At 61.8% G+C, this 11,672-nt stretch carries 8 protein-coding genes and 1 other RNA gene; 4 read left to right on the plus strand and 5 right to left on the minus strand.

Annotated elements, in window-relative coordinates:
* Positions 1-4: 4 nt before the first annotated feature.
* Positions 5-298, plus strand: a complete 294-nt coding sequence (locus tag AC1G9C_RS09555; RefSeq protein WP_480410030.1) for a copper-binding protein — start codon at positions 5-7, stop codon at positions 296-298.
* Between the two features lie 23 nt (positions 299-321).
* On the opposite strand, the gene AC1G9C_RS09560 is transcribed toward AC1G9C_RS09555, so the two are convergent.
* The 4 genes from AC1G9C_RS09560 to AC1G9C_RS09575 all read right to left on the minus strand — a co-directional run bounded on the left by AC1G9C_RS09560 (position 322) and on the right by AC1G9C_RS09575 (position 6,084).
* Entirely contained in the window at positions 322-2,655 is a 2,334-nt protein-coding gene (locus AC1G9C_RS09560) for an EAL domain-containing protein (RefSeq protein WP_480410031.1), read from the minus strand.
* A complete protein-coding gene (locus AC1G9C_RS09565) occupies positions 2,655-3,908 on the minus strand; it encodes a tetratricopeptide repeat protein (RefSeq protein ID WP_480410032.1) in 1,254 nt (417 codons plus the stop codon). The genes AC1G9C_RS09560 and AC1G9C_RS09565 overlap by 1 nt, the downstream gene beginning before the upstream one ends.
* A 162-nt stretch (positions 3,909-4,070) precedes the next feature.
* Entirely contained in the window at positions 4,071-4,349 is a 279-nt protein-coding gene (locus AC1G9C_RS09570) for an HU family DNA-binding protein (protein ID WP_021443254.1), read from the minus strand.
* Between the two features lie 127 nt (positions 4,350-4,476).
* Positions 4,477-6,084 (minus strand): hypothetical protein, encoded by a 1,608-nt coding sequence (locus AC1G9C_RS09575; RefSeq protein ID WP_480410033.1) that lies wholly within the window; start codon positions 6,082-6,084, stop codon positions 4,477-4,479.
* A 194-nt stretch (positions 6,085-6,278) separates the two neighbouring features.
* Here AC1G9C_RS09575 and AC1G9C_RS09580 point away from each other — a divergent pair, with 194 nt between their 5' ends.
* The 3 genes from AC1G9C_RS09580 to AC1G9C_RS09590 all read left to right on the plus strand — a co-directional run bounded on the left by AC1G9C_RS09580 (position 6,279) and on the right by AC1G9C_RS09590 (position 9,525).
* A complete protein-coding gene (locus AC1G9C_RS09580) occupies positions 6,279-7,913 on the plus strand; it encodes a methyl-accepting chemotaxis protein (RefSeq protein WP_480410034.1) in 1,635 nt (544 codons plus the stop codon).
* A 102-nt stretch (positions 7,914-8,015) separates the two neighbouring features.
* Positions 8,016-8,112: signal recognition particle sRNA small type (gene ffs, locus AC1G9C_RS09585), an RNA gene on the plus strand.
* 366 nt (positions 8,113-8,478) lie between these two features.
* Positions 8,479-9,525, plus strand: a complete 1,047-nt coding sequence (locus tag AC1G9C_RS09590) for a DUF2806 domain-containing protein (RefSeq protein WP_397497332.1) — start codon at positions 8,479-8,481, stop codon at positions 9,523-9,525.
* A gap of 434 nt (positions 9,526-9,959) precedes the next feature.
* Here the strand turns inward: AC1G9C_RS09590 and AC1G9C_RS09595 are convergent, their stop codons facing one another.
* The gene (locus AC1G9C_RS09595; protein ID WP_480410035.1) at positions 9,960-10,499 is read right to left on the minus strand and encodes a recombinase family protein; all 540 of its coding nucleotides are present in this window, start codon (positions 10,497-10,499) and stop codon (positions 9,960-9,962) included.
* Between the last annotated feature and the right edge of the window lie 1,173 nt (positions 10,500-11,672).

An 11,672-nucleotide genomic window follows, 5' to 3' on the forward strand; every position in this document is an offset into this window, starting at 1 on the left:
ACGCATGAAGAAGCAACTGATGATCGCGGCCCTGGCCGCCCTGTTCAGCCTGCCGCTGCAGGCCGCCGACCCCGCGCCGCTGAGCCAGGGCGAGGTGCGCAAGGTGGACGCCGCCGCGCAGAAAATCACCCTGCGCCACGGTCCCATCGCCAGCATCGGCATGCCGCCGATGACCATGGTCTTCGAGGTGCAGCCGGCCAGTCTGCTCGAGGGCGTCGAGGCCGGCGATCAGGTGCGCTTCCAGGCGCGCCAGGAAGGCAACCGCTATATCGTCACCGAGTTGCAGGTAGTCGAGTAGCCGGCGTTCTGCCGCAGCCTCGCTCAGCGCTGTGACTGCGGCGCCACGGCGGTCTGCAGCTGCGCCTGCGGCATGCCGATATGCTGGCCCTGGGAGTAGTCGATGCCCAGGGCCAGCACCTTCTCCTGCACCGCCGCCGAATGCACGAACTCGGCCACCGTCTGCATCTTCAGGCTGCGGGCGAACTGCACGATGCCCTGGGTCACGGCGTAGGCGTCGGGGTCGCTGTCGAGCTGGCGGATCAGGCTGCCGTCGATCTTGATCAGGTCGACGTTGAGCCGCAGCAGGTGCTCGAAGTTGCTGTAGCCGGTGCCGAAGTCGTCGATGGCGATGCGGCAGCCGAGTGCCTTGACCTCGTCGATGAAGGCGCGCACCTGGCTGTAGTTGTCGATGCCCTCGGACTCCAGGATTTCGAAGATCAGCCGCGGGCCGATGCCGCTCTGCTGCAGCTTGAGCTTGATCGCCCGGCTCAGCTCGGGGTCGATCAGGTCCTCGTAGGACAGGTTGAGGGAAAATTCGTAGGGCAGCTCGCGAAAGCGCTCGAAGCACTTGTCCAGCATCACCCGGGTGATCTGCCGGTGCAGGCGGATCTTCTTCGCCACGCCGAGAAAACGCCCCGGGTTGATCACCTGGCCGTCGTCGTCGCGCATGCGCACCAGGCACTCGAACTTGTCGATGCTGGCGCTGCGGTTGTCGTGGATCGGCTGGAAATAGGGCAGCAGTCGGTCGTCCTGCAGCGCCGCCTTGACCTTGTTGGCCCACAGCAGGTTCTGTTCGTACTCCTCGCGGATCTTCAGCGCCGGGTCGTAGAGCAGGTGGTTCTTCTGCTGCAGGCGCGCCAGCTTGAGGGCGATGGCGGCCGAGGCGAGCAGGCTGTCGCGGCCCTGGCGCGCCTCGTCGGCGCTGAGGCTGGCGGCGCCGAGGGTGGCGTTGAAACCGATCTCCTGGCCCTGCCAGTCCAGGCGCTGGCGCTGGATAAAGGCGCCCAGCTCGGCCATGCGCGCCTCCAATTGCTCGCCGCTGTGGCGCGGCAGCAGCACTGCGAACTCGTCGGCGGTGAGGCGGTACAGGCGCGCCTGGCCAGCGTCGAGGCGCAGGTGCTGGCTCAGGTGCGCGCCGAGGTGGCGGAGGATCTGGTCGCCGCAGGCGTGGCCATAGAAGCCGTTGATCTCCTTGAAGGCGTCCAGGTTGAGCAGGATCAGGCTCGGCCGCGGCGTGCGCCCGAGGTCGAGCAGCAGGCGGGCGCGGTTCGGCAGTTGGGTCAGCGGGTCGGTGTAGGACGCCTCCAGCTGGCGCATGGTGCTGGCGATCAGGCGCAGCAGCAGGGCGCCGAGCACCAGCAGCACCAGGCCGGTGACGGCGAGGATGCGGTAGTTGCTCTGGCGCATCGGCGCCAGCACCGCGTCGATCTCGTTCTGCGGCACGCCGAGGCCGAACAGCATGTTGGCGCGGGTCATGGCGAACAGCAGGGCATAGCGCTCGCCGTCGATTTGCAGCTCGCGACTGTACAGCGGTGCGCGTTCGCCGCCGTTCGCCCCGGGCGCGGCGGCGCGGGCCAGTTGCTCGGCGAGGATGGCGTCCATGATGCGCTGCGCGGCCGGGGTGTCTTCCTGCTCGCTGAGGCTGCTCAGCTTGCGGTTGTCGCGGTCGAGCAGGAAGGAAAAGGTGTTGGGGGTGAGCTTGATGTCGCTGATCAGGCGCACCACGTCCTCGCTCCGCCAGTCGCTGCTGGCCAGGCCGATGATGCGCCCGCGACGGTCGTGCAGCGGGGTGGCCAGGGTGATCACCGCGGCATCCGGCAGCGGGTTGTAGTAGGCGGCGCTCCACAGCAGCGGCTCGGCCAGGGCCTGGCTGCGATCCTGCTCGCTGGGCAGCAGGCTGCGGTACCAGTCCTGCTGGCGTGGATCGCCGACCTGGCGGCGCACCTCGATGCGCCGGTCGGCGCTCCAATGGGCATAGATTCCGGGGGCTTCGCCCAGCGCCGGAAAACGCCCCGGCTCGTACCACAGGCCGACGCCGAAGGCATCGGGAAAATCGCGCAGCTTCTGCTCCAGCTGCGCCGCCAGTTCGTCGGCCAGCGCATTGCGCTGCAGCAACTCGCCGATGCGCGCGAGGTTCTCGGTGTGCTGCTCCATGCGCCGGTGGTGGCCGTTGATGCGGCCGAGGTTGGCGTAGAAGCTGCCCTCGATCTGGCCGCGGCGCAGCTCGGCCATGGCGCGCTGGGAGAAGTCCAGGTTGAGCGAGGACATCACCCACATCGCCGCGATGAACAGCGCCACCAGCAGCAGAACCAGCAGCATCAGCAGTTGCTTCGAGGATTTCAGCGGCACGCCGGGTAGTCGGGGCAGGGCGAGCATCAGCGCTGCTGCTCCAGGGCCCGGCGCACCTGCAGCTGGGCTTGGGCGATCTGGCCGTCGTCGAGCTGCACGCGCAGCTGCTGCAGCCTAGCCGCAGCACGCGGCTCGCCGTTGTCCCGGGCCAGGCTCAGCCAGACAAAGGCGGACGCGGCATCGGGGGCCACGCCGCGGCCTTCGGCATACAGCTCGCCGAGCTGGTACTGCGCCGCGGCGCTACCCTGGCGCGCGGCGCGCAGCAGCCAGTCGTGCGCCTTGTCGTTGTTGACGGCGATGCCCTCGCCGTGCAGGTAGAGCAGGCCGAGGGCGAGCTGCGCGTCGCGATGCCCCTGGCGCGCGGCCTGTTCGAAGCGTTGACGGGCCTTGCTCGGGTTCGGCGCGGCGCCCTGGCCGCGCTGGTACATCTGCGCGCTCTGGTACTGGGCACGTGCCAGGCCCTGCTCTGCGGCCTGCTCGAACCAGTTCAGGGCGCTGGCCGGGTTCTGCTCGACGCCCTGGCCGCGCAGGTACAGCTGACCGAGCTGGTAGCGGCCGTCGGGCGAGCTTTCGGCGGCGCGGCGCGCCCAGTGCAGCGCCTCGGGGTAGCGCTTGAGGCTGCTGGCGATCACCGACAGGTTGTACTGCGCCTTGCCATCGCCGGCTTCGGCCGGCCCCAGGCAGGCGTCGCGGGCCTGGCTGTAGTTCTTGATGGTGAACAGCAGGTAGCAGTCGTTGGCCTGCTGGCGGTCGATGCCGCTCGCGACGGGCGCGGCTGCCGACGCGTCGCGGGGGCGCGGCTGGGCGCTACTGGCGGCGGGGCGCGGCGTCGTGCCTGGCCGGGCAGGCGGCAGCAGGGCGGCGAACTGTTCGATCTGTTCCTGGCAGGAGTCGCCGTAGCTGGCGCGCATCTGTTGCAGGGTGGCGGGTGTCTTGTCGCGTTCGGCGTAGCGGCTGGCGACTTGCTGGCAGCGGCGCTGGCGTTCTTCCACCACCTGGCGCAGGTGTTCGGCGCGGCTGGCGTCGCTGCCATGCTGGTTCAGGTAACGGGTCAGCGGGGCGATATAGGGTTGGTCGAACAGCTGCGCCAGTTCCTGGTCGTACTGCGCGTTGTTCTGCGAGGCGCCCCAGTTGCCCAGGTTCTGCGCCTGTTGGCTGATCAGCTCGCCGGTCTTGCTCAGCAGCTCGGCCGATTTGGCGAGCAGGTCGTCCTTCGGCGGTAGGCTCGAGCAGCCGCTCAACCAGGGTAGGCAGAAAAGACAGGCGATCAGCGTGCGCACGGTTCCCCCCAACTTCACGGCTGCCGAGGCGGCGGGCAGCGTCTGCGTGCCGGCCTGTTCACTCTAGTCGAAAACCGCACAGGGTGATTGTGCGTGCACGCGGGGAGGGCGGAAGGGGGCGGGAGTCGGCCGCGGCTGATGGCAGCCGCGGCCGGCGGGGACTCAGTTCAGCGCGTCGGTCAGCGCCTTGGCCGGTACCAGCTTGACCACCTTCTTCGCGGCGATCTCGATGGCCTTGCCGGTCTGCGGGTTGCGGCCGGTGCGTGCCGGGCGCTCGCTGACCTTCAGCTTGCCGACGCCGGGCAGGGTGATCTCGCCGTCGTTTTCCAGCGCGTCGCTGACAATTTCGCCCAGCTGATCGAGCAGGGCGCGTACCGAGGTCTTCGGCAGGTCGATGGCCTCGGCCAGGTCGCCGATCAGTTGGTCTTTGGTGATTGCCATGATGTAACTCCATTTTCGGGTGAGGGTTTCGGCCGCGGTGCCGGGTCTCTCTGGCCCGGGCGCTGTGGCCGAAAGCGGGGGAACGCTAGCACAAAAGCCGGCGCTCGGGCGCGGCGGTGAACTGGCATTAGTCGTCGGCTCCGGGCTGCTGGTTCCAGCGGGTGAGCAAAAAGCGCAGCTGGCCGCGGATGCCCGGCTCGCTGGCGCTGTCGAAGGGCAGGCGAATTTCCAGGCTGCCGTCGGCCTGCAGGGTGCCACCGAGTGCCTGGTTGGCGGCATGCACGCCCTGGTTCTGCCAGGCGTGGTGCACCTGCCAGTCGCCGCCGGCGGCGCCGGGCGGGGTGATTTCCAGCACCAGGCTGTTGCGGAACAGGTAGCTGCCCTCGTAGTGCTGGTTGACCCAGAGTTTGCGCTCCACCTCGTAGTCCGGCACCCGCACGTTGAACGTCAGGGTGTAGGCCAGGCCCTTGCGCCGCTGGTTGACCCGCGCGCGGTCGGCGAGAAACAGACTGCCGAGGTACAGCTTGCCGTGCTGCTTCGGCGCCTTGAGCCAGTGCTGGTGCGCCAGGCAGGCCACCGAGTCCTCCTCGGCGGTGCGCCGGCTGAGGTACCACAGCTTGCCGCGCGGCGCGGCGAGCACCTCGAACTGATACAGGGCGTTGACCGTCTGGCCCTGGGCGTCGGCCTTGCGCAGTTCCTTGGGCAGCGCGATGGCGTCGACCTCGGCCCAGATGTCCACGCGCACGTCGCCGAACAGGAAACGGCTGAGGTTCTGGTAGGCCTCCTCGCTGTTGACTATGCCGAAGTAGCCGGAATGCGCGCGGTAGGCGAACGCCTTGGCGCAGGGCGCGCCCGGCTTGCCTTGGGCGTCGAGGCCGCACAGGGTGGCGTTGTCGATGCGCACCAGGCCGTCGCTGCCGTGGCCGGCGAAGGTGCGCGACAGGCCCAGGCCGGCCTCGTAGTCCAGGCGGTTGGTGCCGACCATGCAGAAGAAGCGCTTGGACGCAAAGCGCGCCTCGGGCAGCCAGTCAACCCGCTCGGTGGCCTGGTAGGCGGCCTCCAGGCCGAGGAAGCCGGCCAGACGCTCGCGGTTGAAATTGCTGATGTCGCTCAGGCTCAGCCAGCTCGGCGGATTGATGCCGAGCAGGTCGATGCCGTTGTGCGGGGTGGCATAGGTGAACACCTTGTCCACCAGCTTCGCCGCGCCCTTGGGGTCGAGCTTGGGGTTCTGCAGCAGGCCACGGCAGACCAGGCCACCCATGGAGTGGGCGACCAGGTAGCAGCGAAAGTCCGCGGCGGCGATGGCGTTCTTCGGGTTGCCGCAGACCAGCTCGCGCACCTTGAGGATCAGCTCGCCGAGCTTGCCGGCGAACACCTCCAGGCTCGGCGTGCTGCCGATGCCGAGCAGGCGCGAGGCCTCGTCGTAGTAGCGGTAGACGATGATCGAGCGGCTGCCCATGCGGTTGTCCGGGTTGGCCGCCCATTCCGGGTCGAGGATGTCGTAGCCGTCCTCGTACACGTCCTGGTAGCCGAACTCAGAGGCCAGGCGGATCACCGGCGACTCGAAGACGAACTTGCGCGGCTGACGCGTCTTCTCCGCCACCGCGCGGTACACGGTGGAGCCGAGGTTGAAACCGCAGAAGGGGTCGGCGCTGGTCTGGTCGATCTCGCCGGGCGTCATGGCGTAGCCGCGCACGTAGATGATCGGGTGGAAGGGGCTGTGCGGGTTGGCCATGGGCGCTCCTGAACGGGTGCGCGCGTGCCTCGGGACTGCTCATCAGGGCCGGACTGCGGGATGCGACGAGTTGCGCGGGGTGCCAGCCAAGGCTAGCCGAAAGCCGCGGCTTGTCGCGGCATTTGGTCGGCCGGGCGGTGCGCCGGTGCGCCTCGTCTAAGCTACTGGTACCTGGCTAGTACCGGAGTGCCATCATGTTGCGCGCCTTCGCCGACCTCGGCTTTCGCTGGAAAATCGCCTTGCCCATCCTGCTGCTGGCCGCCTTGCTGGTCACCATGGGCGTGCTCGGCATGCGCGGTATCGCCCAGGTGGCCGAGTCCAGCACCACCCTGACCAACCGCCATCTGCCCGCCATCAGCCTGCTGCTCAACGCCGACCGCGACCTCTATCAGGCCTTCGTCGCCGAGCGCAGCCTGCTGGGCGAAGGCGCCAGCGCGCATGTCGCCGGGCTCAAGGCGGCCCATGCCGAGAACCTGCAGCAGGCCTACGACCGCGTGCACAGGTTCGCCGACATGCAGCCGGGCAGCGAAGCGCTGGCGCTGGTGGCCGAGTTCGACCGCGGTTTCGAGCGCTGGAAGGCCACCTCGCAGCGGGTGCTGGAACTGGCCGCCAGCGATCCGGACGGCGCCAGCCGGCTCAGCTTCGGCGACAGCGAGGCGCAGTTCGAGGCGGCGCGCACCGCCATCGACAAGCTCGGCGAGCTGGAAGATGGCGCCGCCAACGCGGTAGGCACCGCCGCCATCGCCCGCGGCGAGGCACTGGCCTGGCAGCAGGGGCTGATCATCGCCATCGGCCTGGGCGTGTGCCTGGTGCTGGTGCTGGGCTTTCCGCTGCTGGTGACCCGGCCGCTGCACAACCTGCTGTACCGCATCGAGCAGATCGCCGATGGCGACGGCGACCTGCGGGTGCGCCTCGACGTGCTGTCGAAGGACGAGCTGGGCAAGCTCAGCCATGCCTTCAACCGCTTTCTCGACAAGCTGCAGCCGCTGATCAAGGAAGTCGGCCGGGTCACCGGCGAGGTGGCCGACTCGGCGCAGAGCCTGGCCGGCATGGCCGCGGCCAACGATCGGCTGATCAGCAGCGAGCATGCCGCGGTGGATCAGGTCAGCACCGCCGCCACCGAGATGAGCGCGGCGGTGCACGAGGTGGCGCGCAACGCGCAGAACGCCGCCGATGCCGCACGCCATGCCGAGGTGCAGTCGCGCGAGGGCGCCGAGGTGGTCGGCGCCACCATCCATTCGATTCGCCAGCTGGCCCAGGAGGTGGAGAGCGCCTCCGACACCATCCAGACCCTGGAACAGGAAACCGCCAACATCGGCGCGGTGCTGGCGGTGATCAAGGGCATCGCCGAGCAGACCAACCTCCTGGCGCTCAACGCCGCCATCGAGGCGGCGCGGGCTGGCGAGCAGGGTCGCGGCTTCGCCGTGGTCGCCGACGAGGTGCGCGCCCTGGCGGCGCGCACCCAGGAATCGACCAAGGACATCCAGCAGATGATCGAGCGCCTGCAGGTCGGCGTGCAGAACGCGGTCAAGGCCACCCATTCGGGCAGCGCGCGGGCGCGGCAGAGCGTCGAACAGGCCGCCGGGGTCGACCAGGCGCTGAGCGTCACCGGCGATTCGGTGCAGCGCATCAACGACATGGCCGCGCAGATCGCCACCGCCTGCGAGGAGCAGAGCAGCGTCACCGAGGAGATCGCGCGCAATATCAGCGATATCCGCGACCTGTCCAACGAGGCGGCGCAGACCTCGGAGCAGAGCACCCGCGCCAGCCGACACCTGTCCGAGCTGTCCCATGGGCTGGCCCAGCTGGTGGGCCGTTTCCGTGTCTGAATAGGCAACCGACGAATCTAAGTGATTGAAGCGGTTGTAACTTTGCGTTTAGTCGCTACAATGGCGCGGCCCGTCGCCAGGCGGGCAGCGTTATGGTGGCCCTGCCGGTCCCCTCGCATTGATCAGCCGTGAACCCGGTCAGGCCCGGAAGGGAGCAGCCGCAGCGGTGACATCGAGTGCCGGGGTGTGGCTGGTAGGGTCCACCTCCAGTTTCTAAGTCTTTAATTCTAAAAGACTTTTCTCGCCAAAAATCGAAGAGTGGAACAGCGTTTAGGTACACCTGAGTGGTGCACCATGCTGGGCATTCTAGTCGACAGAATTTCTCCTCTCCAAGCTCACTTCAATGCTTAGCCGTGCCACAGCGTCGGTGACAGGTGCCATGCCGTCCATCTCTAGTCAATTTCGCCGTTCTGGGGAGATTGGCTTTCTTGTTTGTCGCGGTATAGTGGCCTTTTGATTTGGTTTGAGTTTCCAGTCCGGAAAAGTGATTGCGACGGCGAGGCTATGCACGGATAGCGATGAAGAAACTCCGACTCTGACCTTGATTTGAGCACCGGTGGGATCCATGAAAATGCTGGGCGAAGATTTAATCATAAAAATGTGGGAGTCGTTGGTCGATAAAGGTATTGGTGGAATACTGCGGCCATGGCATGAGCAGCGTCTTGATAAGCAACGACTTCAAACGAGACGAGCTGAAATGCTCCTAATTGCTCAAACAGAGCTAGATGTGAAGAAAATAGCTTCCGGGGAGGCTGTGTACTGTTCGGATGGTAGCGTTAAGCTGCTTGCGGATAATAGAGGCAGAGTTGGCGATGCCTTTGAAAAAATTGAGCCAGATGTGGGAGATATAAGTGTCGTTGATTTGGCTGTTTCAGCCGCAAAGTCTGAGTCAGTTAAAAGAGAGATAAACGTAGCAAAAGCGATTATGTACGCAGAGACAGAGCTTTCATCTGGTGCTGAGGATTCGGTTGATGAAGATATAGATGGAGACTGGATTTTTGCTTGGAGAGAGTATGCAGGGAGAGTTTCGTCGGAAGAGTTGCAGGCTTTATGGGGAAAGGTTCTTGCTGGCGAGGTGAAGAAGCCTGGAACCTACTCAATGAGAACTCTGGAGTTTTTAAAGTGCCTGTCCAGGGGGGAGGCAGAGGTCATCGAGAGAGTTGCTAGGTTCGTTATTACAAACGCAATTGCAAAGAATCTTGAGGATTTCTATAAGTCTAAGGGGGTTGTTTTTAAAGACTTCTTGCTGTTGCAGAATCTCGGGTTGATTGCTGGGGTAGAATCCTTGGGTCTGCAAATGCAGTATTCGTCCAGGGCTTCTGATCGATATGTCAACTATATGTTTGCGGGGGCTAAAATTATTATTATTGAAGACTCCGACGCTTCGAAGATGATTAGTATCCCAGCTTACTCAGTTACCCCATTAGGTATGGAAGTATTTAGGTTGTCGGGTGTAAGTGCTGATCTTGACTATGTAGAGGAGGTAGCAAGGCTAATTTCTCAGCAAGTTTCGACTGTAAAGATTGCAGATTTTGTGCCGACGGGCAAAGAGGAGGGGAACTATTTCAATGAGAGGTTTGTTAAACCATTATCGGGTGATCCTGCCGCCTGAGTTTCGATCCAATTTCATAGTTCTTCCTTAAATGGAGGTTTTAAGCCCGATTTTTTGTTTCCTTCCAAAAAACGCGATGGTCAAGTGGTCGAGTGTGCGGTGGGCGAGGGTATCAGAGACTGCATACGTGTGCGAGGAGACAACTCTCCCTGTGTAAATCCATTTCCCGCCGAAAAATGATCTTGCATAGGGTGGGGGGTCTATGGAGCTGGTTGGAAAATAATCTAGGGGCTTCCCCTGGAGCGCTGACTTAAAGCGAGAAGTGCTTAACCGTGCAAGACAGGGGGTAGTCTGGAGCTGGGCTTTTTCAAAATAAGTTATGCCGCTATGGTGTCTAGGCGGCTGCTGGTGCAACGCTTGAAAGATGCACTACCCTATGTAGCCAGAAACGAGAGAAGCCCCTTGACGGAGCTCCTAGGGGTCTGTAGAGGCTATTATGCTTTCATTGCTCGTTGCACACTAGACAAGCTCACTCCAAGCTGTTCAGCAGCTTTACGGAATGACACACCACTAACTACAAGGGTGCGGATTGCATCGTCGTCAACTGACTTGGCACGCCCCTTGTACACGCCATTCTCCTTCGCCTTGGTAATTCCTTCCCGCTGACGTTCACGAATCATCGAACGTTCAAACTCGGCAAAGCTCCCCATCATACTCAGCATGAGTTTCTGCATGGGGCTGTTCTCCCCAGTGAACTCAAGATTTTCTTTGTGGAAGCGGACGTGTACACCTTTGGTATTCAGGTCTTCCACCAGCTTGAGGAGGTCGGCTAGGGAGCGGGCTAGGCGGTCGATACTGTGCACATGGATGGTGTCACCTTCTCGCACGTACTCAAGCAGGGCTTGGAGCTGAGGACGATGTGTGTCCTTGCCAGATGCCTTGTCAGTGAATGTCTTGTCCAGGGTGATGCCGTCAAGCTGACGTTCTGTGTTCTGGTCAACCGAGCTAACGCGAACGTATCCAACCTGTGCCATCTCACACCCCTTCGTATTCATTAGCCTCTAGAGACTCGAACTCTACTGTATGCATTACACGAATGCAATCCTAATGAATACGGCTCTATCAAGGTGCGTGTATTCACTGAGCTGTGAGCTTGAGGGTGTACTCAATTGACTACGGCAGGGCTTAGGCAGCATCTCCAAATCGCTATTGACGTAGAGCTGATTTTCTTAGCCTGGGGATTCTCAATGTTACATACATCGTTCGTCTGGAGTGTGTTGAATATGGCGCTCGTGTGTGAATCAGAGGTATTTGTGTGTGCGTATTTTCAAGAAAATTCATTTATGGCTGTGAAGAACCGTTCTGCTTAGCATCTGTGTAAATGACCCAGGTATAATGCGGGCTACAGACGTGTTACATATTAGAAGCTGTATGAAAGCCATACATTTAACAATGGATTATGGCTAATTAATAATGATTATTTACACGCACCCTTGGAGGGAGAGGAATTCTCACAGCTCACGCTGTGTGTTGATTACACGGTAGGATCAAGAGCAGATACATGAACACAAACAATATTCTTCAATCTGTAAGTGTATATATACCAATGGTTGACCATTGGTGCGGATACCACTCCCAATGCTACGCATTTGAGCCATCACACTAAAGATCGAAGATCAAAAGCTAAGAGTAGGGAGCAAAGTATTTTTATACCCATCACGCACTACGAATTAGAACTATTCTGATAGGTCGAACGAAGTTCGGAGCTTGCCCACTCTACAAGCGTCAGCTTTGAGTTGATCCAGTTACTATGGATGGAGAAAGGGAATAAATTATTAATTTATTATTCCCCTAACAACACTGTTGAGTGTAAAGCTATCAGCTGTCGCTGATGTGTTGAAATAAATCAATGCGGGAGCATTCAGTAGTGCAATATTGCAAGCGCAAGCTTGAGACTGACACTTGCTTGAATTTATCTAGTTATCATAGTAAGGGGAGAAAGAAATGATGATAATCATCTCCCCTAAATTCTTTTGTGTAAAACCTTCCGATGCTACGCATCAGGTGTAACTCCCGTCAGAGGTTGACCTCTGGTACAGAGTATCTCATTACGTTAGTGGTAATCTTTTTGATTGGGTGTACTGTGTTTTTTTTGTATGCCATAATATTATATTCTGAGAGTAACACTGTAAGCGGAGCTTACCCCC

It is taken from the genome of Pseudomonas sp. ABa2, from assembly GCF_056676075.1.

Bases quoted from the DNA above. Each gene is read 5' to 3' on its own strand.
- AC1G9C_RS09555 (WP_480410030.1), top strand. From the start codon at position 5: ATGAAGAAGCAACTGATGATCGCGGCCCTGGCCGCCCTGTTCAGCCTG.
- AC1G9C_RS09570 (WP_021443254.1), bottom strand. From the start codon at position 4,349: ATGGCAATCACCAAAGACCAACTGATCGGCGACCTGGCCGAGGCCATC.
- AC1G9C_RS09590 (WP_397497332.1), top strand. From the start codon at position 8,479: ATGAAAATGCTGGGCGAAGATTTAATCATAAAAATGTGGGAGTCGTTG.
- AC1G9C_RS09595 (WP_480410035.1), bottom strand. From the start codon at position 10,499: ATGGCACAGGTTGGATACGTTCGCGTTAGCTCGGTTGACCAGAACACA.
- AC1G9C_RS09575 (WP_480410033.1), bottom strand. From the start codon at position 6,084: ATGGCCAACCCGCACAGCCCCTTCCACCCGATCATCTACGTGCGCGGC.
- AC1G9C_RS09580 (WP_480410034.1), top strand. From the start codon at position 6,279: ATGTTGCGCGCCTTCGCCGACCTCGGCTTTCGCTGGAAAATCGCCTTG.
- AC1G9C_RS09560 (WP_480410031.1), bottom strand. From the start codon at position 2,655: ATGCTCGCCCTGCCCCGACTACCCGGCGTGCCGCTGAAATCCTCGAAG.